Raw genomic sequence first — 21,549 nt, 5'->3', positions numbered from 1 at the left:
GACTACGGCCGACCACCGACATCCCCGCCGGGGCGTCAGCGCAGGGTCGTGCCGTGCACCGCGAACTCCTCGATCGCGTCGATCTCCTCCTGCGAGAGGGGGCCGGCGTCCAGCGCGGCGACGTTCTGCTCGAGCTGCGCGACGCTCGACGCGCCGATGATGGCGCTCGTGACGGTGGGCACCCGGAGCACCCAGCTCAGGGCGAGCTGGGCCAGCGACTGGCCGCGCTGCTGCGCGATCGCGTTCAGGCCGCGGGCGCGCGTCAGGTACGCCTCGTCGATCCGGTCGGAGGAGAGGAAGCGCGACGTCGCCGCACGGGACCCCTCCGGCACGGTGCCGTCGAGGTAGCGGTCCGTCAGGAGCCCCTGCGCCAGCGGCGAGAAGACGATGCAACCGGTGCCGAGCTCGTCGAGCACGGGGAAGAGGCCGTCCTCGGGTCCGCGGTCGAAGAGCGAGTAGCGGGGCTGGTGCAGGAGGAGCGGCACTCCGCTGCCCGCCAGTGCCGCCTGCGCGGCCCGGGTCTGCTCGGGCGAGTAGTTCGAGATGCCGGCGTAGAGCGCCTTGCCCGACTCCACCGCCGAGACGAGAGCGCCCATGGTCTCCTCGATCGGAGTCTCCGGGTCCGGACGGTGCGAGTAGAAGACGTCGACGTAGTCGACGCCGATCCGCTGCAGGCTCTGGTCGAGCGAGGAGAGCAGGTACTTGCGCGAGCCGCCGTCCCCGTACGGGCCGGGCCACATGTCGTATCCGGCCTTGGAGGAGATGACGATCTCGTCGCGGTACGGGCGGAGGTCCTCCGCGAGGATGCGGCCGAAGGCCGTCTCGGCGGCGCCGTAGGGCGGTCCGTAGTTGTTCGCGAGGTCGAAGTGGGTGACGCCCAGGTCGAACGCGCGGCGGAGGATCGCGCGCTGCGTGTCGAGGGAGCGGTCGGATCCGAAGTTGTGCCAGAGGCCCAGCGACAGGGCGGGCAGCAGCAGTCCGCTCCGTCCGGTGCGTCGGTAGTCCATGCGGTCGTAGCGGGCGGGGGCGGCGTCGTAGCTCACGCCGCGACTCTATTGCAGGGGGCGGATCCGCGGAATGCAGGGGGCGGTGAGCGTGTTGGACCGACTGACGCCTCCGGCACCCCGGACGCGTCGACGCGACAGGAAGTGAGTCACACGCAATGCGCACATTCGTACTCGCCGGAGGATGCTTCTGGTGTCTGGACGCCGTCTACCGCGTCCTCGACGGCGTGACCGACGTCGTCTCCGGCTACACCGGCGGCCGCACGACCGAGCCCGACTACGAGGACGTCTGCTCCGGGCGCACCGGCCACGCCGAGGCCGTCGCCGTCACCTTCGACCCCGAGGTCATCCCCGAGGAGGTCGTCCTCGACGTCTTCTTCACCCTGCACGACCCGCGACAGCTGAACCGCCAGGGCAACGACGTCGGCACGCAGTACCGCACGGCGATGTTCTACTCCTCCGACGAGGAGAAGGAGCTGTTCGAGACCGCGCGCGACCGTGCGTCCGAGTGGTGGGACGGCCCGATCGTCACCGAGATCTCGCCGCTGGGCGTCTACTACCCCGCCGAGGACCACCACCAGGACTTCTTCGCGAAGAACCCGGGCCAGGGCTACTGCATGGCGGTCGCACTGCCCAAGGTGAACAAGATCCGCAAGTCCTACTCGAGGTACATCACCGCGTCGTAACGCTCCTCCACAGGGGACGATCCGCTCGTCCTCTCCCCAGAAGGGCCCGCCTCCACCTCGGAGGCGGGCCCTTCGTCGCGACACTGGCCCTGCGGCGCCCGAGCGGTACCAGCCCCCTCCGCCCGGGCGCCGTGCCCGTCGCAGCCGTGGCGGGGCAGGAGTAGAGAGGACACGACCATGACCGACACGCTGACCGTCATCGGGACCATCGGCACCGAGCCCCGGAGCATCGACACCTCCAGCGGCACCGCGATGACCAGCTTCCGGCTCGCCTCGACGCAGCGGCGCTACGACCGCTCGGAGCAGCGCTGGGTCGACGTCTCGACCAACTGGTACACCGTCACCGCGTTCAACGGCCTGGCCGGCAACGCGCTGTCCTCCCTGTCGCGCGGCGACCGGATCCTCGTCACCGGGCGGCTCGGCTTGAGGGCCTGGGAGGCGGGAGGCAAGGCCGGTACGGATGTGGTCCTCACGGCCGAGGGCATCGGGCACGACCTCGCCTGGGGGACCAGCAGCTTCACGAAGACCGTCGGGCGCGCCTCTGCTCCCGCCCCTGCCGCCGAGCCCGCGTGGAGCGAGGAGGCGCCGCGCGAGGGCGCCGCGGCGGGGGACTGGGGCGCGTCGGGGCATGACCGCGGTGATGCCGCGCCCGAGCCGCCGGTGGCGGCGGGCGTCGGCGGAGGCGCTCCCGGTCTCTCGGTAGGATCCGGGGAGACCCCGTTCTGATCCGGGGGACCGGAGCGAGAGCCGTCCCGGTCGGGAGGAGCCGGGCGTGACACGGAACCGAGCGGCCCGCATCGCGCTCGTGCTCGGCGGTCTCGCCGTCTGCCTCTCCGGCTGCACGTCGCCGTCGGCGCCGGACCCCGTGGTGTCCTCCTCCGCGGCCGAGGCGCCGGCACCGGCGGAGTCCGCCGCACCCGTCGCCTTCGTGCCGGGCGGGACGACGGAGCAGAACCTCCCCGTGTTCGAGCAGACCCTTCGCGCGGCGGCCGAGCCCGATCCGGAGGTGAGCGGCTCCATCGTGGTCGACGCGCTCGTCGCGGCGGGGTTCTCCCGCGAGTCGATGCAGCTGACAGCGGACGAGACCTCGGTCGGACTCGACGCGGACTCGGTGCAGGTCTCCGTCAAGCTCGGGGAGTCGTGCCTCATCGGCCAGTACGGCCCGAAGAGCGGCGGGGTGCGGGCGGTGATCGCGGCTCCGATCGCGACCGGCGCCTGCCTGGTCGGCCGGACCGTCCCGATCCAGGGCTGACGCGCCGGCCTCGACCGGGAACCGCTCCGCCATGCGCCCCGGTCGGGGTCCGGAAGGGCGAAAGGATCCTCGACAAGCCCCCTCGCCCGTCGAGCCCGAGAGAGCACGGAATTCACCCGTCGCTCCAGCAGGACCACTCCGACCGGTGCGGATCCGAGCGTGAGCACAGCCTCGTGCGGGCGGACCGGTCGACGATCCCGGTGGTCGGCGGCGCCCTCCCCTCCCCGGGACGCCGCTCCGCACGGTTAGGCTGCCCTGACCGACACGTGTGCCCCAGCGCGGGCACCGCGACGGACGTGCCGACGGGAGTGCTCGGCACGAGGACCACGACGAGGGGGAACTCGCCATGACCACATCCCGACCGCAGACGACGACGCGAGCGAGGTGGAGGCGCACCGCCATCGCGGTCGCGAGCACGGCAGCCGTCGTCCTCGGAGTGACGACAGGAGCCGGAGCGGCCGCCGCCGCGGAGAGCCGGATGGTCGCGCTGACGAGTCCCTACAACTGGTCGACCACCGAGACGTTCTCGGCCGCCCAGATCAGTCCCGTCGCGGGCGACGTCACCGGTCTCGACGTCACGCTCTCCGACTCCGCTCGGCCGACGGGTTCCTATCCGGCGTTCACGACCTACAACTGGGCGATCGGTGACTACGACCTCGCCGGGTCGGCGAAGCTCGCGTCCGGGAGCCGCAGCTTCCGCATCGACCTGAAGCAGCCCCTCGCCTCGTTCGGCAGTGGAACCGTCGCCCTCCAGATCACGGCGCAGAAGCAGCCGATCAAGAACCCCCGGGAGCCGATCGGCCAGCCGGTCGACAGCGGCTACGAGCTGACCACGTCGGCCACCCTCTCCGTCGCCGGAGCCTCCGGCAGCGGCGGCGTCGGCGGGGTCGACCTCAGCGGGACCGCGCAGACGCTCCAGCGCAGCGCCGCCTACTTCGCCTACAGCAACGCCGCTGAGGTGCCGGACGTGAAGGGCGGCGACACCGTCGTCCTCGAGTCCAACCAGCCCGGCTTCTACGACCTCCAGGGGCTCGCCGCCTACGTCGGTCCCAGCAGGACCGAGCGGATCCCCGCCCAGGTGGTCGCGGACAACGATCAGTCCAAGGTCACCGTGACGATCCCGTCCAGCGCCTACGACGCCTACAAGGACCGCGTGAGCAGCCTGCTCCAGGTCACCGGCATCAGCAACGGCAGGGTGGAGCAGCCCCGCGGAGCGACCATCACGTCGGACGCCGCGGTCCGTGTGACAGGAAGCGGAGCCACCACCCCGCCGGTCACGCCGACCCCGACGGCCACCGCGACCACCCCGCCGGTCACGCCGACCCCGACCACTCCTCCGGTCACGCCCACGCCGACCGCAACGCCGACTGCCCCGCCCGCCGGCTCGCCGGTCGTCTCGCGCATCTCGGGCACCGACCGTCAGGGCACCGCGGTCGAGGTGTCCAAGCGCACCTTCCCGGCGAACGTCCCCGTCGTCTACGTCGCCACCGGGCAGAACTTCCCGGACGCGCTCAGCGCCGGACCCGCCGCGGCCAAGGCGGGCGGGCCGCTGCTCCTGGTCGACCGCGACTCGATGAGCCAGGTCGTCCGCACCGAGCTGACGCGTCTCAAGCCCGCGAAGATCGTCGTCGTCGGCTCCGAGCTCAGCGTCGGCAGCCAGGTCTACAGCGACCTGGCCGCGTATGCGCCGAAGGGGAAGATCACGCGCATCGGCGGAGTCGACCGCTACGACACCTCGAAGCTGATCCTCCAGGACGCCTTCAGGGGCGGCTCCTCGATGGCCTGGCTGGCCACGGGCGAGAAGTTCCCCGACGCCCTGAGCGCCAGCGCCGCAGCCGGCGCGAATCGCGCTCCGGTGGTGCTGACCAACGGAACCGGCTCCACGGCGGACCCCCTCACCCAGCAGATCATCAGCGGCCTCAAGGTCAGTAGCTTGACGATCGCGGGCTCGACGCTCTCGGTCAGCGCCGGCATCGAGCGCTCGATCACGGGCCCCGTGATCACCCGCATCGGCGGGACCGACCGGTACGACACCTCGGAGAAGCTGAACAAGGCGGCCTTCACCTCGGCGACGACCGTCTACCTCGCGACCGGTGAGAAGTTCCCCGACGCCCTGGCCGGAGCCACGGCGGCGGGCTACACCCGGAGCCCGCTCTTCGCGGTCCAGCCCACCTGCGTGCCCCGGGCGGTCCTCGCCGACATCACCGCGTCCAAGGCGACGCAGGTGATCCTGCTCGGCAGCACGGACACGCTGTCCGAGGCGGTGGAGCGCCTGACGCCCTGCAGCTGATCCGCACCGTCGGCCGCTGACGCGATCCGCCCTCCCCACCGGCCCGGCCGGAGCGGAGGGCGGTCCGCGTTCAGACGCTCCCTCCGACGCGGACCGGCGAGTTCCCGTTATCCTCGTCTGGTGCGGACGGTCCCGCGGCTTGCGCTCCGCGTCGGCCGGGGCCCGGCGTCCCGCCCCGGTCCGAGCCTCCGTCAGCGCCTCCGCGCGGAGCAGGGGACCGGCGGGCGACCCGACTCCGCGCAGACCGACGGACTTGAGGACTGGGCATGGCTGAATACATCTACTCGATGGTGCGCGCGCGGAAGGCGGTCGGCGACAAGCTGATCCTGGACGACGTCACCATGTCGTTCCTGCCGGGAGCGAAGATCGGCGTGGTCGGGCCCAACGGCGCCGGCAAGTCGACGATCCTGAAGATCATGGCGGGGCTGGACACGCCGAGCAACGGCGAGGCGCGGCTCAGCCCGGGCTACACCGTCGGCATCCTGATGCAGGAGCCCGAGCTCGACGAGACCAAGACGGTACTCGAGAACGTCCAGGAGGGCGTGGGCGAGATCAAGGGCAAGATCGACCGCTTCAACGAGATCTCCCTCGCGATGGCCGACCCGGACGCCGACTTCGACAGTCTCCTCGCCGAGATGGGGACCCTGCAGGAGGCGATCGACGCCGCCGACGCCTGGGACCTGGACTCGCAGCTGGAGCAGGCGATGGACGCGCTGCGCACCCCGCCGGGGGACTCCCTCGTCACCAACCTCTCGGGTGGCGAGAAGCGCCGCGTGGCGCTCACCAAGCTCCTCCTGCAGAAGCCCGACCTGCTGCTGCTCGACGAGCCCACCAACCACCTCGACGCCGAGAGCGTGCTCTGGCTCGAGCAGTTCCTCTCGAAGTACCCCGGCGCCGTGCTCGCCGTCACCCACGACCGGTACTTCCTCGACAACGTCGCGGAGTGGATCGCCGAGGTCGACCGCGGGCACCTCTACCCCTACGAGGGCAACTACTCGACGTACCTCGAGAAGAAGAGCGCCCGCCTGGATGTCCAGGGCAAGAAGGACGCCAAGCTCGCCAAGCGGCTCACGACCGAGCTCGACTGGGTGCGCAGCAACGCCAAGGGCCGTCAGGCGAAGTCGAAGGCGCGCCTGGCGCGCTACGAGGAGATGGCGGCCGAGGCCGAGAAGACGCGCGTGCTCGACTTCGAGGAGATCGTCATCCCGGTGGGCCCCCGTCTGGGCTCCCAGGTCATCGACGCGAAGAAGCTGCACAAGCAGTTCGGCGAGCGCGTCCTCATCGACGACCTCAGCTTCACGCTGCCCCGCAACGGCATCGTCGGCGTCATCGGCCCGAACGGCGTCGGCAAGACCACGCTCTTCAAGACGATCGTCGGCTTCGAGCCGCTCGACTCGGGCGACCTGAAGATCGGCGAGACGGTCGACATCTCCTACGTCGACCAGAGCCGCGGCGGCATCGACCCGCAGAAGAACCTGTGGGAGGTCGTCTCCGACGGGCACGACTACATCACCGTCGGGAAGACCGAGATCCCCTCCCGCGCCTACGTCTCGCAGTTCGGCTTCAAGGGCCCGGACCAGCAGAAGAAGGCCGGCGTCCTCTCCGGTGGCGAGCGGAACCGCCTCAACCTCGCGCTGACGCTCAAGCAGGGCGGCAACCTGCTCCTGCTCGACGAGCCCACCAACGACCTGGACGTCGAGACCCTGGGCAGCCTCGAGAACGCGCTCCTCGAGTTCCCGGGCTGCGCCGTGGTCATCACGCACGACCGGTGGTTCCTCGACCGGATCGCGACGCACATCCTCGCCTACGAGGGCACCGAGGAGGATCCGGCCAACTGGTACTGGTTCGAGGGCAACTTCGAGGCGTACGAGGAGAACAAGATCGAGCGCCTCGGCCCGGACGCGGCGAAGCCGCACCGCTCCGCGTACCGCAAGCTCACCCGCGACTGATGCGCCTGCACGTCGCCATCCCGCTGCGCTGGTCGGACTTCGACGCCTACGCGCACGTGAACAACGCCGAGATGCTGCGCCTGCTCGAGGAGGCGCGCATCCAGGCGTTCTGGAAGCCGGACTCGCCGCAGCCCGGCGGGATGGCGACGGCGGTGCTCGACGCACGGCCGGGCGCCGAGTCGATCAGCCTCATCGCCCGGCAGGAGATCGAGTACCTCGCGCCGATCCCGTACATGCGCGCGCCGATCGACGTGGAGCTGTGGATCGGGCGGATCGGCGGGGCGAGCCTCGAGGTCTGCTACGAGCTCTACTCGCCCGCCGGCGTCGTCCCGCGGGTGCTCTTCACGAAGGCGGCCACCACTCTGGTGCTGGTCACGGCCGCGACGGGCAGGCCCCAGCGCATCCCGGAGGAGCTCCGCGAGGCGTGGGGCCCCTACGTCGAGGAGCCCATCACCTTCTCGAAGCGGGGCTGAGCTCAGCCCAGGGGGACGCGGACCATGCCCTCCTGGGCGACGCTCGCCACGAGCACGCCCTCCTGCGTGTAGATGCGCCCGAGCGAGAGCCCGCGTCCGCCGGACGCGCTCGGCGCCTCCTGCACGTAGAGGAGCCACTGGTCCACGCGCGCGGGGCGGTGCCACCACATCGCGTGGTCGAGACTCGCGATCCGCAGGCCGGGCGTCGTCCAGGCCGCACCGTGTCGGCGGAGCGTGGATTCGAGGATCGTGTAGTCGCTCGCGTAGGCGAGGGCGGCGCGGTGCAGCATCGGATCGTCCGGCAGTGGTCCGAGCGAGCGCATCCACACGCTCTGGTGCGCGACCCGCTCGGGGTCGGCCCGGAGGTACACCGGCTGCTCGACGTGCCGCACGTCGAAGGGGCGCTGCGTGGCCCAGAAGCTGCCGACCGGGTGGTCGACCCCCGCGAGGATCTCAGCGGTGCTCGGCAGCGACTCCGGGTCGGGGATCCCCTCCGGCATCGGCGCCTGGTGGTCGAGGCCCTCGTCCTCGGTCTGGAACGAGGCGATCATCGAGAGGATGGGGCGTCCGTTCTGGTAGGCCTGCGTCCGACGGGTGCAGAAGGAGCGGCCGTCGTGGATCCGGTCGACCGAGAACGTGATCGGCAGGGAGACGTCCCCGGGGCGGAGGAAGTACCCGTGCATCGAGTGCACGGAGCGCCCCTCGACGGTGCGACCGGCCGCGATGAGCGACTGCGCGAGGACCTGGCCGCCGAAGACCCGCCCCTCGGGCATCCACTGCGAGGGACCCGTCGAGATGTCCTCGCTGGTGCGGGCGCCGGTGTCCGTCAGGTCGAGCGCGGTGAGGAACGAGGACAGGGGATCGGGCACGGTACCTCCGGGGTGTCGGGCGGTGGGGCGAGCGGCCTCGGGTAAGTTTATCGACGCGATGAGTTCGTCCTTCTCCCTGGCGGATCCGCCCAGCCTGTCGGATCTGCGCGTCTTCCTCGGCCGTTCGGCCCGGGTCGAGGACGGTGCGGTCCGGCTCCTCGCCGACGACCACGTGCTGGCCGCCTACACCGCGATCCTCCAGCCCCGCGGTCTGCTCGACCGCTCCGCGACCGTGCTGGGCCTGCGCGTCTTCGCGCTCGACGAGCCCGCCGGTTTCGACCGGGTCGTGCCGATCCGTGCGCTGTCGGACCGCCTCGCCCGCCTGCAGTGGGAGCCGGGCGGAGCGGACGGCAAGCCGGTCGTGCTGCCCGACGGCGACGACGCGACGGCGGGACCCTGGGCGGGCGTCTCCCCGCCCCGCGGCGGCTGGACCCGGCGCGAGCCCGTGGACCCGGGCTTCCTGGAGCGCGTCGCGCGCGAGGGGATCGACGAGATCGCGGCGGCCGTCGGCTCCGAGACGGGCGAGCAGATCGTCGGCCGCGTGCGGTCGAGCGTCTGGGGCCGCCCGCTCGACGGCCTCGAGGACGTCCCGGCGGGAGCGGCGTTCGCCCTCTTCGCGCTCGGGTTCCTCGGCGCCGACGACCAGGTCGCCCTGCTCGAGAGCGGCGCCTGGCGCCGCCTCACCTCACGGCGCGGACACGTGCTGGTCCGCACCCCGGGCTGAGCGGCTACTCCTCGAAGGTGTTCACCATCGCGTGGGCGGCGCGCTCCAGGTAGTCCCAGAGCAGGGCGTCGTCGGCCGGAGCGAGCTCGAGATCGTCGACGGCCGTCCGCATGTGCTGGAGCCAGTGGTCGCGGGCCTCGGGGTTGATCCGGAACGGCTGGTGCCGCATCCGCAGGCGCGGGTGGCCGCGCTCCTCGCTGTAGGTGCCCGGGCCGCCCCAGTACTGCTCGAGGAAGCCGGTCAGCCGCTGGATCGCGCCCTCGAGGTCGTGCTCGGGGTACATCGGCCAGAGGACCTCGTCCTCGCGGACGCCCTCGTAGAAGCGGCGGACCAGGCGCTCGAACGTCGGCCGGCCGCCGATGTGCTCCCAGAAGCTGCGCAGCGGAGGCGTGCCGCCGATCTGCAGGCCGCTCACGAGCGCGCTCCCGTCGGGCCGGAGGTGCCGCCGCCGTCCTGGGGCGGCGTCCCGCTCCCGCGCCGCAGCGCGCGGGGGAGCCGCACGGGCTTGCCGTGCTCGGTGCTGATCGTGGGGGAGGGCGTGGTCCGCGGCGGCTTGGCGCCTCCGACGCTCGTCGCCCCCTCGAAGCCCTCGAGGACGACGGTGGCCAGCGAGGGGAGCTTCACTTCGAGCGCGTCGAGCGACTTCTTCAGGCGCAGGCGCAGCTCGCGGGCGACGTCGTCCTTAGCGGTGGTGCGGGTCTTGACCACGACCCGGATGACCAGGGCGTCGTCGGCGATGGACTCCAGGCCCCAGAGCTCGGGCTTGTCGATGATCCGGGCCCGCCAGCGACTGCTCGCCGCCAGCTCGTTCGCTGTCGCGAGGACCGTGGACTGCACCTGCTCGAGGTCCGTCTCGTAGGGCACGGCCAGGTCGACGATGACGCGCGACCAGCCCTGCGACATGTTCCCGACCCGGACGATCTCGCCGTTGCGGACGAACCAGAGGGTGCCGTTGACGTCGCGGATCTGCGTCACCCGGACGCCGACCGACTCGACCACGCCCGTCGCCTGCCCGGTGTCGACGACGTCGCCGACCCCGAGCTGGTCCTCCGCGACCATGAACAGCCCGTTGAGGACGTCCTTGACGATGTTCTGCGCGCCGAAGCCGAGGCCCGCGCCGAGGGCGGCCGTCAGCAGGGCGAAGGAGCCGATGAGGTCCTTGTCGATCGTCGTCACGATCATGACCAGGGCGATGACGACGATCAGGATCGAGCTCAGGTTGTTGAGGATCGACCCGAGCGTGCGCGTGCGCTGCACCACCCGCACGGCCGCGAGCGGCGACGCGGCGATCGACTGGGTGTCCTCGACGCGCTGGCGGCGCTTCACTCCTGACACGATCTGGTCGACGACGCGGCCGATCACGAAGTGGGCGATGACGCGCACCAGCAGCGCGCCCAGCACGATCCCGAGGATCGCGACCACCTTCCAGAAGGGCTCGGACTCGAAGAAGGAGACGGTGGCGGCGACAGGGTCCGGGGTGGAGGTCTGAAGAAGCAGCATGACCGCTCCAGGCTACGGGACGCCTCCCTCCGAGACGGGTGCACGAGCCCCGAGCGCGTATAGATTCGAGGCGGGTCCGCTCGGACCCGGACACCGCCCTGGGAAGGACGCCCGATGCTCCACTCCACCCGGACTCCCGCCGAGAAGCGCCGCCTCTTCCGCGAGCGCCTCGCCTCGGGCGAGCTGCTGCAGCTGCCCGGCGCGTTCACTCCGCTCTCCGCGCGCCTCATCGAGGCGAAGGGCTTCGACGGGATCTACGTCTCGGGCGCCGTGCTCTCGGCCGAGCTGGGGCTGCCGGACATCGGGCTCACCACGCTCAGCGAGGTGGCCGGCCGCTCGCAGCAGATCGCGCGCCTGACCGACCTGCCGGTCCTCGTCGACGCGGACACCGGCTTCGGTGAGCCGCTGAACGTCGCGCGGACGGTGCAGATGCTCGAGGACGCCGGAGTCGCGGGGCTGCACATCGAGGACCAGGTGAACCCCAAGCGGTGCGGGCACCTCGACGGCAAGGCGGTCGTCGACGAGGCGACCTCGGTGCGCAGGATCGCGGCCGCCGTCGACGCGCGCCGCGACTCCGACCTGGTGATCATGGCCCGCACCGACATCCGCGCCCTCGACGGCCTGCCGGCCGCGATCGACCGCGCCAAGCGCCTCGTCGACGCCGGAGCCGACGCGGTGTTCCCCGAGGCGATGCGCGACCTGTCCGAGTTCGAGGCCGTGCGCGCCGCGATCGACGTGCCGATCCTCGCCAACATGACCGAGTTCGGCAAGAGCGAGCTGTTCACCGCGCAGCAGCTCGCCGACGTCGGCGTGAACGTCGTGATCCACCCGGTCTCGCTGCTCCGGATCGCGATGGGCGCCGCGATGCGGGCACTCGACGCCCTCAAGGCGGAGGGCTCGCTCCGCTCGGAGGTCCCGGGCATGCAGACGCGCGCCGAGCTCTACGAGCTCCTCGACTACGCCTCGTACAGCCGCTTCGACGAGGGCGTCTTCGACTTCTCGCTCGCCGACCACTACGGCGCCTGAGCGCGCCGACCCGCACGAACCGGCGGCGCTCCCCGGCGCCGCCGCCCGCCTCTCGCGAAGGAGCGAAGGATGAGCACGACCGATCAGGACATCCGCAAGGGACTCGTGGGGGTCGTCGTCGACACGACGGCCGTCTCGAAGGTCGACCCGGCGTCGAACTCGCTGCTCTACCGCGGCTACCCCGTGCAGGAGCTCGCGGCGGGGACCTCGTTCGAGGACGTGGCCTGGCTGCTCTGGCACGGCGAGCTCCCCACTGCGGAGGAGGCGGCCGGGCTGGCCGCCGTGGAGCGGGCCCACCGCGCCCTGGCCCCCGAGGTGCGCACCGTGATCGACCTGCTGCCGCTGTCGGCGCACTCGATGGACGTGGTGCGAACGGCGGTGAGCGTCCTGGGCGCGCTCGAGGAGGATCCGGACGCCGACGCCGACGCCGACGCTGCCGAGGCCGTGCTGGAGCGCTCCGTGCGGCTCTGGGCGGCACTGCCGGCGATCGTCGCCTACGCTCAGCGCCGCCTGCGCGGCCTCGAGCCGATCGATCCGCGCGACGACCTCGACTACTCCGAGAACTTCCTCTGGACGACCTTCGGCGAGGTGCCGGAGCCGGTCGTCGTCGACGCGTTCCGCGTCTCGCTGGTGCTCTACGCCGAGCACTCCTTCAACGCCTCGACCTTCACGGCCCGCGTCGTGACGTCGACGCTGTCGGACGTCCACTCCGCCGTGACCGCCGCGGTGGGAGCGCTCAAGGGACCGCTCCACGGCGGGGCGAACGAGGCCGTGCTGCACGTGCTCGACGAGGTCGGCACCGGACCGGAGGCGGACCGGCGGTCCCGCGAGTGGCTCGCCGAGGCTCTCGGACAGCGCCGGAAGGTCATGGGGTTCGGCCACCGGGTCTACAAGTCGGGCGACTCGCGGGTGCCGACCATGGACGCCGCTCTCCGGCGGCTCGCCGAGCACGAGGGGGCCGGCGAGATGATGGAGCTGTACGACGCCCTGGCCGCGGCGATGGCCGAGCGGACGGGCATCCTGCCGAACCTCGACTACCCGTCCGGCCCCGCCTACCGGCTGATGGGCTTCGACACCGGGATCTTCACTCCGCTGTTCGTCGCCGCGCGGGTGGTGGGCTGGACGGCCCACGTGATCGAGCAGCGGGGCTCGAACGCGCTCATCCGGCCGCTGTCCGCCTATGACGGGCCGGAGCGCCGCTCGGTCCCGCAGCGCTAGGCGCCGGGAGCGGGGAGAGCCGCCCGGTCCCGCAGCGCCGAGCGCCGGGGGACCGGGCGGCTCACTGTCAGCCCCGGGTGTCGCGCTCCTGGGCGCGGAGCGCACGCTCCACGCCGGCCAGGTTCTCGATCACGAGTCGGCGCAGCGCCGGGACCTCCGGGTTCGCGTCGAGCCAGGCGCGGGTGGCGTCGACGATCTCCTGCGAGGGCGTGGCGGCCGGGTAGAAGCCGACGACCAGGTACTCGGCGATCTTGTAGCTCTTCGACTCCCAGAGGGTGCGGAGGGCGTCGAAGTAGACCGGGACCATCGCGTCGAGCAGGCGCGGGTCGGCGGCGCGCTGGAAGCCCAGGCCCGTCGAGCGGACGATCGTGTTCGGTGCCGAGTCGTCGGCCGTGACGGAGTCCCACGCCGCGCGCTTCGCCTCCGCGGTCGGCAGTGCGGCACGGGCGTGCGCGGCCGACTGCTGGCCGGTCGCCGTGTTGTCCGAGGCGAGCGCCGCGTCGATGTCGTCCGCACCGGCCCGCCCACCGGCGACGAGAGCGATCAGCAGCTCCCAGCCGAGGTCGGTGTCGATGTCGAGGCCGCCGAGGGCGGTGGAGCCGTCGAGCAGCGCCTGCACGGCCTCGAGGTGCGCCGGGGTGGACGCGATCGCGGCGAAGAACTTCACGAACTGGAACTGCGCGTCGCTGCCCGGCTCGGCGCTCTGCGCGAGCGTCCACAGCTGATCGCCCGCCTCCTCGACGACCTCGGCCCGGTACTCCGGAGCGACGTACTGGGTGGCGGTGGCGACGAGCTGGTTGAGCACCGTCCGCAGGGTCGTGGACTCGGTCTCGGTCGCGACGTTGCCTAGGACGAGGCGGACGAAGTCGCGCGGCGCCGACTCGGCGTCGCGGGTCGAGTCCCAGACCGAGCCCCAGACCAGCGAGCGGGCCAGGGGGCTGTCGATGCTCGCGAGGTGCTCGACGGCCACGGCGAGCGAGGCGTCGTCGAGGCGGACCTTCGCGTAGGCGAGGTCGTCGTCGTTGAGCAGCACGAGCGCCGGACGGGTGCGGCCGATCAGCTCGGGCACCTCGGTGCGCTCCCCGTCGACGTCCAGCTCGAGGCGGTCGACGCGGACGAGGCGCTCGCCCTCGAAGTCGTACAGGCCGATCGCCAGGCGGTGCGGGCGGATCGTCGGGTACTCCTCGACCGCGGTCTGCAGGATCGCGAAGGACGCGATCGCTCCGCTCTCGTCGACCGCGATCTCGGGGCGGAGCGTGTTCACGCCGGCCGTCTCGAGCCACTGCGCCGACCACTCGGTGAGGTCGCGCCCGCTGGTGGCCTCCAGCTCGACCAGCAGGTCGCGCAGCTCCGTGTTCGAGAAGGCGTGCTTGACGAAGTACTCGTGGACGCCGGCGAGGAACTCCTTCTCGCCGACCCACGCGACGAGCTGCTTGAGCACCGAGGCGCCCTTGGCGTAGGTGATGCCGTCGAAGTTGACCTGGACGTCCTCGAGGTCGTTGATGGTCGCGACGATCGGGTGGGTCGAGGGCAGCTGGTCCTGGCGGTAGGCCCAGCTCTTCTCCATCGCGGCGAAGGTGGTCCACGCCTCGGTCCACTCCGTCGCCTCCGCGGTGGCGAGGGTGGAGGCGTACTCGGCGAACGACTCGTTGAGCCAGAGGTCGTTCCACCACTTCATCGTGACCAGGTCGCCGAACCACATGTGGGCGAGCTCGTGGAGGATCGTGACGACCCGGCGCTCCTTGATCGCGTCCGTCACCTTCGAGCGGAACACGTAGGTCTCGGTGAAGGTCACCGCTCCCGCGTTCTCCATCGCGCCGGCGTTGAACTCGGGGACGAACAGCTGGTCGTACTTCGCGAACGGGTACGGGACGCCGAACTTCTCCTCGTAGAAGGCGAAGCCCTGCTTCGTCTTCTCGAACACGTAGTCGGCGTCGAGGAAGGGCGCGAGCGAGGCCCGGGCGAAGACCCCCAGCGGGATGGTGCGGCCGTCGGAGGAGACGAGCGAGTCGGTCTCGACTACGTAGGGTCCGGCGACGAGGGCCGTGATGTAGGAGGAGATGCGCGGGGTGGGCTCGAAGCTCCAGGTCGCGATCCCCTCGCCCGCCGGGACCGGCTCGGGAGTGGGCTGGTTCGACACGACCTGCCACTGCGCGGGTGCGGTGACGGTGAAGCGGAACTCGGCCTTGAGGTCCGGCTGCTCGAACACCGCGAAGACGCGGCGGGAGTCGGGCACCTCGAACTGCGAGTACAGGTACACCTCGCCGTCGACGGGGTCGACGAAGCGGTGCAGGCCCTCGCCCGTGTTGGTGTAGAGCATGTCGGCGACGACGGTGAGCTCGTTGTCCGCAGCCAGGGAGTCGAGGCGGATCCGGACGCCGTCGGCGACGTCGGCGGGGTCGAGCTCCGCGCCGTTGAGGGTGACGGAGTGGACCGTGCCCGTGACGGCGTCGATGAAGCTCGAGGCGCCCTCGGTGGCGGAGAAGCGCACCGTGGTGGTGCTGAGGAAGGTCTCGGCTCCCCGGGTCAGGTCGAGGGCGATGTCGTAGTCGTGGACCTGGATCAGCGAGGCGCGCTCCTGCGCCTCGCTCCGGGTGAGGTTGTCTCCTGGCACGGGGGTGCTCCATCCGTTCGTCTCGGGCGCTGCCGCGGGCGCCGGGGTGCGGGCGCCGCCGATCCACCCTAGAGCTGCCGGGACCCGCCGTGGAGCCCCGTGGCGCCGATCCTGCGGAGCCGCCGGGGAGCGCGGACGCGGCCCCGGCGAGCGGCGTAGCGTGTCCCCATGACCTCTGTGGACTTCTGGTTCGACCCCTCCTGCCCGTGGGCCTGGATGACCTCGCGATTCGTGGACGAGGTGACCCCCGCGCGCGACCTCGACGTGCAGTGGCACATCATGAGCCTCGCCGTCCTCAACGAGGACAAGGACGTGGACGACTCGTACCGCGCCTTCCTCCCGCGCGCGCTGCGCTACACGCGCCTGGTCGCCGCCGTCGCCGAGCGCGAGGGCCGCGAGCACATCAAGCCGCTCTACGACGCGCTCGGCACCCGGATCCACCCGGGCGGGCGCACCGACGTCGACGCGGTGATCGCCGAGTCGCTCGCCGAGCTCGGCCTGCCCGCGGAGCTCGCCGCCCACGCCGACTCGGACGAGTACGACGAGCCGATGCGCGCCTCCCACTTCGACGGGATCGAGCGGGTCGGCCAGGACGTCGGCACCCCGGTCATCGCGATCGGCGACGTCGCCTTCTTCGGCCCCGTCATCTCGCCGATCCCGAGGGGCGAGCAGGCGCTGACCCTCTGGGACGGCATCGTCGCCGCCGCCTCCTTCGACGGCTTCTTCGAGCTCAAGCGCTCGCGGACCCGCGACCCGCAGTTCGACTGAGCCGACCCGCGGTACTCTGGCTCCCGGCCCGGGCACCGCGGGTCCCAGACGGCTCTTCCGGAGGAGTTCTCTCGTGCGCATCCACATCGCCACGGACCACGCAGGGCTGGACTTCAGCCGTCACCTGATCGAGCACCTCGGCGCCGCCGGTCATGACGTGATCGACCACGGCCCCACGTCCTACGACCCGCTGGACGACTACCCGTCCTTCTGCATCAACGCCGCCGCCGCGGTCGTCCGCGATCAGGAGGCGGGGGTCGAGGCTCTCGGCGTCGTCTTCGGCGGCTCGGGCAACGGCGAGCAGATCGCGGCGAACAAGGTCGCGGGCGTGCGCGCGGCGCTCGTGTGGAATCTGAGCACCGCCTTGCTGGCCCGCCAGCACAACGACGCGAACGTCATCTCGATCGGGGCCCGCCAGCACTCCGTCGAGGAGGCCACCGGCTTCATCGACGCGTTCGTCGCCGAGCCCTTCACCTTCGAGGAGCGGCACGTGCGCCGCATCGCGCAGCTCGCCGAGTACGAGGCCACCGGCGACATCGCCGGCCGGGTCGTCGACTCCGCCGCGAAGGAGCGCTGAGTGCCCGAGGGGCACTCCGTCCACCGGATCGCCCTGCAGTTCGAGCGCGACGTCGTCGGGCACCGCGTCGCGACCAGCAGCCCCCAGGGTCGATTCACCGAGGGAGCCGCGCTCCTCGACGGGCGCGAGGTCCTCGAGTCCACGGCCGTCGGCAAGCACCTGCTGCTGCGCTTCGAGGGCGACCTGACGTTGCACGTCCACCTCGGCCTCTACGGTGCGTGGGACTTCCTCGGGCACGTCTCGCCGCTGTTCCCGGACGGCAAGGCGGGCAGCAGCATCGGCGCTCCCCGGCGCCGCCGCGCCGTGCGCCTCTCCGAGACGGAGCACGAGACCGACTCCGATCTCGACGAGTTCCCGCCGCCGCCCGTGGGCGCGGTGCGCGTGCGCATCATGACGGAGGAGACGGTCGCCGACCTGCGCGGCCCCACCGCCTGCGAGGTGATGGATCCCGCCCAGGTGGAGGCCCTCCTCGCCCGCCTCGGTCCGGATCCGGCCGACGACGACTCCGACGAGGCGCGCGACCGCTTCGTGAACCGGCTCCGCAGGACGGCGACGCCGGTCGGGCTGGTGCTGATGGACCAGTCCGTGGTCAGTGGCATCGGCAACATCTACCGCGCGGAGCTGCTCTACCGCGCCGGCCTCGACCCGCACACTCCCGGCAAGCAGGTGCCGCTGGAGCTCGCACAGGAGCTGTGGCGGGACTGGGCGGACCTGCTCGAGGACGGCATCCGGACCGGGATGATGATCACGCGCCGCGGCCTGACGAAGACCGAGCGCTCGAAAGCCGTCCGCAGCCGCGCCGAGCGCAACTACGTCTACAAGCGCGAGGGCCTGCCCTGCCGCGTCTGCGGCACGAACGTGCTGCTCGAGGAGATCGGCGCGCGCAAGCTCTACTGGTGCCCGGTGTGCCAGTCGTGAGCGCGGGTGGAGAGCGGTCGGCCCGGTCGCGCACCCGCCGAGCCGTCCGCCCCGCGCTCCGCGAGGCCGCCCGATGACCGGCGGTCTCCTGCTCCGGGGCGCCCGCCTCCTCGGCTCGTCCCGACCCGGTGCCGTGCTCCTGCGCGACGGCCGCGTGGAAGCGGTCGGACCGGACGCCGCCGCCGCCCCGGGCGACGAGGTGCGCGACCTCGACGGGCGCTGGGTGCTCCCCGGCCTCTGGGACGAGCACGTCCACTTCTCCCAGTGGGCGATGACGGCCCCGCGCCTGGACGTCTCGTCAGCCGACTCGGCCCGCGGAACGGCGGACGCGGTCCGACGTCGCCTGGCGGAGGAGCCCGGTACCGGCACGCTGATCGGCTTCGGCTTCCGCGACGGCCTCTGGCCGGAGCCGCCGACGACCGCGCTCCTGGACGAGGTCTCTCCGGAGCGGCCCGTCGTGCTGATCAGCGGCGACCTGCACTGCGTCTGGCTGAACTCCGCCGCGTACCGGCGCTACGCCGTCGCTCCCGAGCCCGAGCTGCTGCGCGAGGACGCCTGCTTCGAGCTCGTCACCGCACTCGGCGCCCTCGGCGACGACGAGCTCGACGCACTCGCCGACGCTGCGGCGCGGCGGGCTGCGGCTCGCGGGGTGGTCGGCGTCGTCGACCTCGAGATGCGCTGGAATGTGGGGGACTGGCCCCGTCGCGTCGCTGGCGGAGCACGCTCCCTCCGCGTCGACACCGGCGTCTACCGCGACCACCTCGACCGCGCCCTCGCGGAGGGACTGCGCACGGGCGACGAACTCGACGGCGGTGACGGCCTGCTGCGGATGGGCCCGCTCAAGGTCCTGATCGACGGCTCCCTCAACACGAGGACCGCCTACTGCGCCCACCCCTACGCCGACCACGACGGCAACGGCGTCCTCACCGTGGAGCCCGCCGAGCTGGACGAGCTGCTCGCCCGCGCGGCCGCCGGGGGCATCCGCTCCACCGTGCACGCGATCGGAGACGCCGCGGCGACGCTGGCTCTGGACGCGCTCGGCCGGGTCGGCGGGGGCCGGATCGAGCACGCTCAGCTGCTCGCGGAGACCGACCTTCCGCGGTTCGCCGCGCTCGGCGTGGAGGCCGGAGTGCAGCCCGCGCACGCGCTCGACGACCGCGAGGTGGCGGAGCGGTACTGGCCGGGACGCACCGGCCGGGCGTTCCCGCTGCGCTCGCTGCTCGACTCCGGGGCCCGCGTGGTGCTCGGCTCGGACGCTCCGGTCGCTCCGCTCGACCCGTGGGTCGCGATCTCGGCCGCGGTCGCGCGGGCGCTGCCGGGCGACGAGCCCTGGCATCCGGAGCAGCGGGTGAGCGTCGAGGAGGCGATCGTCGCCTCGACCCGGGTGCGCCGGCTCACGCCCGCGGCCGGCGATCCCGCCGATCTGGTGGTGGTCGACCGCGATCCGCTCGCCGCCGATGCAGGAGCCCTCCGATCCATGCCGGTCGCCGCGACCCTCCTGGCGGGCCGCTTCACGCACGGCGGCTGACCCGCGCCCGTCGCGACTCCGGCTGCTCCGGATCGCGCGGACGGGCCGGGGAACGACGACGGCCCGCGGGATCCGAGGATCCGCGGGCCGGTCGAGGCGTGGTGCTCAGCTCTCGCTGACGTGGGCGAAGAGGAACCAGCGGTCCTTCTCGAGGCCGCGGCCGATCTCGATCGCGACGTCCTGGCTGCTCGCGTCGATCTCGGCGAGCTCGGCGATCGCCGTGTTGACGGTCGCGATGGCGACGTCCATCTGGCGGATGATCTCGACGATCGCGTTCTCGGAGCGCTGGAAGCCGGGGGTGAGGGGTTCGGACTGCGTCGCCGAGGCGACGGTCTGGATGCGGGCGTCGACCGGGAGGCCGAGGGCGACGACGCGCTCCGCGGCGAGGTCGGCCCACTCGATGGCGCGGCCGACGATCGCGTCGAGCAGCTCGTGGACGCCGATGAAGTTGGCGCCGCGGACGTGCCAGTGCGCCTGCTTGCCGTTGACGGCGAGCGCGGTCATCTCGACGACGACGGGGCTGAGGAACTGGGCGACTCCGGATGCGACATCCGGGTTCGACGAGGTGAGCGACGTGACGGACGTGGTGGACATCGTCTGGTCCTTTCGAGAGGGGGTGACTGATCGTCAACAGTACGCAGATCCCTCGGCGCCGCAAGGAAGCGCAGGCTCGGCTCAGTCCGGTGAAGGACAGGCTCACCTCGGTCGCGGAGGGGCGTCACGGGGGCTTCCCCCCGGGTGCCCGGAGCCGTGCCGCCGGTACGCTCGACCGGGTCGCGGCGGCGGCGGGAGCGGACAGGAGGCGCGGATGAGCGGAGCATCGACGGCCCTCGGCGAGGCCTCGCGCGCCTACCTCCGGCTCTGGCGCGGACTGCCCCGGGAGGTGCTCGCGCTGGTGGCCGCGATCCCGGTCGCCCTCCTCGGTGCCTTCTGCGCCGGCGTCGCGCTGGCCGTCGCGCTCGGGCTCGTCGGAGTCCTGATCGGCCTGGTGTTCCTGCCCGCCGCCCTCTACACGGCGCGCTTCTTCTCGCGGGCCGCCGTCGGCCTCGACGTGCTGGCCGGACGGCCCGCCGTCCCCCGGCCGCAGTGGCGGCGACCGCCCTCCGCCGTCACTCCCTCGACCTTCGCCCTCTACGGTCCGGTGATCGACGGGCACTACTGGCTCGCTCTCCTGCACACGCTCGTCGTGGCTCCGGTGCTCGCGCTGCTGTCCGGACTGCTCCTCGCGCTGTGGACCTGGGCGGGCCCGGGCACGGTGGCCGCCGCGCTCACGGGGGCCCCCGGTCCGGCCCGCCTGCTGGCCGAGAGCGGGGCCGCTCTGCTGGGCGCCCCGCAGCCTCCGGCGGGACTGGTCGCCGCGGCGACGGTCGCCACGACCGTCCTCTTCGTCTCGACCCTGCCGTTCGCCACCCGCGGCCTCTCCCTCCTGCACTGGCTGGTCGACCGTCTCCTGCTCGGCCCGTGGGAGTCGGAGGCGCTCCAGCGAGAGGTCGCCGAGCTGAGCGCTTCCCGCGGCGCAGCCGTCGCCGCCGAGGACCGCGCGCTGCGCCGGCTCGAGCGCGACATCCACGACGGCCCGCAGCAGCGCCTGATCCGGGTGCAGATGGACCTGGCCTCGGCCCGCAACCGACTCGCCGCCGACCCGGAGTCCGCCGCCCGCCTGGTCGACGAGGCTCGCGAGCACGTGCGCGCCGCGCTCGACGAGCTGCGCGCCCTCTCCCGCGGAGTGGCGCCGCCGATCCTGCAGGACCGGGGCTTCGAGGCGGCGGTGCACTCGCTCGCCGAGCTCAGCCCGGTGCCGGTCGAGGTCCTCACCGAGCACCCCGTGGCGGACGTGCCGCCCGAGGTCGAGCGCAGCGTCTACTTCGTCGTCGCCGAGCTGCTCGCCAACGTCTCCAAGCACTCCGGTGCCCGATCGGTGCGGGTGCATCTCGACACCCGCGACTCCGGCACTCCGGGGGAGCGCTGGCTCGACGCCTGGGTGGTCGACGACGGAGTCGGCGGGGCGTCGCCGGTCGCCGGTCACGGTCTCGAGGGGGTGGGCGGGCGCGTCCGGGGCCTGCGCGGGATCCTGAGCGTGGAGTCGCCGGTCGGCGGGCCGACCACGGTCGGGGTGCACGTCCCCTACCTCCCGGCCGTCCTATCCTGAGGGC

Annotated in this window: 20 protein-coding genes; 14 read left to right on the top strand and 6 right to left on the bottom strand. The window is 72.2% G+C overall.

The features are described from left to right. Positions 1-35: 35 nt before the first annotated feature. Positions 36-1,043, bottom strand: coding sequence for an aldo/keto reductase (locus C5C95_RS11195; RefSeq protein ID WP_104223714.1), 1,008 nt, complete (start codon positions 1,041-1,043; stop codon positions 36-38). A gap of 119 nt (positions 1,044-1,162) precedes the next feature. Here C5C95_RS11195 and msrA point away from each other — a divergent pair, with 119 nt between their 5' ends. The 6 genes from msrA to C5C95_RS11160 all read left to right on the top strand — a co-directional run bounded on the left by msrA (position 1,163) and on the right by C5C95_RS11160 (position 7,654). After that, a complete protein-coding gene (msrA, locus tag C5C95_RS11190; RefSeq protein ID WP_104324454.1) occupies positions 1,163-1,690 on the top strand; it encodes a peptide-methionine (S)-S-oxide reductase MsrA in 528 nt (175 codons plus the stop codon). A 177-nt stretch (positions 1,691-1,867) separates the two neighbouring features. Further along, positions 1,868-2,416, top strand: coding sequence for a single-stranded DNA-binding protein (locus C5C95_RS11180; RefSeq protein WP_104324452.1), 549 nt, complete (start codon positions 1,868-1,870; stop codon positions 2,414-2,416). Positions 2,417-2,462: 46 nt separating this feature from the next. After that, positions 2,463-2,942 carry a DUF6993 domain-containing protein gene (locus C5C95_RS11175; protein WP_104324451.1) on the top strand — a complete coding sequence of 160 codons (480 nt, stop codon included), beginning with the start codon at positions 2,463-2,465 and terminating at the stop codon, positions 2,940-2,942. A gap of 346 nt (positions 2,943-3,288) precedes the next feature. Next, positions 3,289-5,232, top strand: a complete 1,944-nt coding sequence (locus C5C95_RS11170) for a cell wall-binding repeat-containing protein (RefSeq protein ID WP_104324450.1) — start codon at positions 3,289-3,291, stop codon at positions 5,230-5,232. Between the two features lie 266 nt (positions 5,233-5,498). After that, positions 5,499-7,181 (top strand): energy-dependent translational throttle protein EttA, encoded by a 1,683-nt coding sequence (gene ettA, locus C5C95_RS11165; RefSeq protein WP_104324449.1) that lies wholly within the window; start codon positions 5,499-5,501, stop codon positions 7,179-7,181. Further along, on the top strand, positions 7,181-7,654 hold the full coding sequence (locus C5C95_RS11160) for a thioesterase family protein (protein WP_104223707.1): 474 nt from the start codon (positions 7,181-7,183) through the stop codon (positions 7,652-7,654). The genes ettA and C5C95_RS11160 overlap by 1 nt, the downstream gene beginning before the upstream one ends. Before the next feature lie 2 nt (positions 7,655-7,656). Here C5C95_RS11160 and C5C95_RS11155 read toward each other — a convergent pair whose 3' ends face one another. Then, on the bottom strand, positions 7,657-8,523 hold the full coding sequence (locus C5C95_RS11155; protein WP_244230637.1) for an acyl-CoA thioesterase II: 867 nt from the start codon (positions 8,521-8,523) through the stop codon (positions 7,657-7,659). 58 nt (positions 8,524-8,581) lie between these two features. On the opposite strand from C5C95_RS11155, the gene C5C95_RS11150 reads away from it, so the two are divergent. Then, complete coding sequence (locus C5C95_RS11150; protein WP_104324448.1) at positions 8,582-9,247, top strand: hypothetical protein; 666 nt, start codon at positions 8,582-8,584, stop codon at positions 9,245-9,247. A 4-nt stretch (positions 9,248-9,251) separates the two neighbouring features. Here the strand turns inward: C5C95_RS11150 and C5C95_RS11145 are convergent, their stop codons facing one another. Together C5C95_RS11145 and C5C95_RS11140 are read right to left on the bottom strand one after the other, a co-directional pair. After that, on the bottom strand, positions 9,252-9,662 hold the full coding sequence (locus C5C95_RS11145; protein ID WP_279630823.1) for a globin: 411 nt from the start codon (positions 9,660-9,662) through the stop codon (positions 9,252-9,254). Beyond that, the gene (locus C5C95_RS11140) at positions 9,659-10,747 is read right to left on the bottom strand and encodes a mechanosensitive ion channel family protein (RefSeq protein WP_104324447.1); all 1,089 of its coding nucleotides are present in this window, start codon (positions 10,745-10,747) and stop codon (positions 9,659-9,661) included. Before C5C95_RS11140 ends, C5C95_RS11145 begins: the two co-directional genes overlap by 4 nt. A 114-nt stretch (positions 10,748-10,861) precedes the next feature. Here C5C95_RS11140 and prpB point away from each other — a divergent pair, with 114 nt between their 5' ends. After that, a complete protein-coding gene (prpB, locus tag C5C95_RS11135) occupies positions 10,862-11,773 on the top strand; it encodes a methylisocitrate lyase (protein ID WP_104223704.1) in 912 nt (303 codons plus the stop codon). Between the two features lie 69 nt (positions 11,774-11,842). Beyond that, the gene (locus tag C5C95_RS11130; RefSeq protein WP_104324446.1) at positions 11,843-12,991 is read left to right on the top strand and encodes a bifunctional 2-methylcitrate synthase/citrate synthase; all 1,149 of its coding nucleotides are present in this window, start codon (positions 11,843-11,845) and stop codon (positions 12,989-12,991) included. 67 nt (positions 12,992-13,058) lie between these two features. Here the strand turns inward: C5C95_RS11130 and pepN are convergent, their stop codons facing one another. Beyond that, positions 13,059-15,605 carry an aminopeptidase N gene (pepN, locus tag C5C95_RS11125; RefSeq protein WP_104261280.1) on the bottom strand — a complete coding sequence of 849 codons (2,547 nt, stop codon included), beginning with the start codon at positions 15,603-15,605 and terminating at the stop codon, positions 13,059-13,061. Between the two features lie 168 nt (positions 15,606-15,773). Between pepN and C5C95_RS11120 the strand changes: the two genes are divergently transcribed. The 4 genes from C5C95_RS11120 to C5C95_RS11105 all read left to right on the top strand — a co-directional run bounded on the left by C5C95_RS11120 (position 15,774) and on the right by C5C95_RS11105 (position 19,396). After that, positions 15,774-16,373, top strand: coding sequence for a disulfide bond formation protein DsbA (locus tag C5C95_RS11120; protein ID WP_104324445.1), 600 nt, complete (start codon positions 15,774-15,776; stop codon positions 16,371-16,373). A 73-nt stretch (positions 16,374-16,446) separates the two neighbouring features. Next, complete coding sequence (locus tag C5C95_RS11115) at positions 16,447-16,950, top strand: ribose-5-phosphate isomerase (protein ID WP_104324444.1); 504 nt, start codon at positions 16,447-16,449, stop codon at positions 16,948-16,950. Further along, a complete protein-coding gene (locus tag C5C95_RS11110; protein WP_104262810.1) occupies positions 16,951-17,868 on the top strand; it encodes an Fpg/Nei family DNA glycosylase in 918 nt (305 codons plus the stop codon). Between the two features lie 73 nt (positions 17,869-17,941). Then, a complete protein-coding gene (locus tag C5C95_RS11105; protein ID WP_104324443.1) occupies positions 17,942-19,396 on the top strand; it encodes an amidohydrolase in 1,455 nt (484 codons plus the stop codon). Between the two features lie 105 nt (positions 19,397-19,501). Here the strand turns inward: C5C95_RS11105 and C5C95_RS11100 are convergent, their stop codons facing one another. After that, positions 19,502-19,990: a Dps family protein gene (locus tag C5C95_RS11100; RefSeq protein WP_104226731.1), complete on the bottom strand. Its 489-nt coding sequence runs from the start codon at positions 19,988-19,990 to the stop codon at positions 19,502-19,504. 214 nt (positions 19,991-20,204) lie between these two features. On the opposite strand from C5C95_RS11100, the gene C5C95_RS11095 reads away from it, so the two are divergent. Beyond that, complete coding sequence (locus C5C95_RS11095; protein WP_104288243.1) at positions 20,205-21,545, top strand: histidine kinase; 1,341 nt, start codon at positions 20,205-20,207, stop codon at positions 21,543-21,545. The last annotated feature ends 4 nt before the right edge of the window (positions 21,546-21,549 follow it).

Source organism: Rathayibacter sp. AY1B7, assembly GCF_002932735.1.
Classification (GTDB): domain Bacteria; phylum Actinomycetota; class Actinomycetes; order Actinomycetales; family Microbacteriaceae; genus Rathayibacter.
This window is presented reverse-complemented; position numbering and strand designations above follow the sequence as displayed.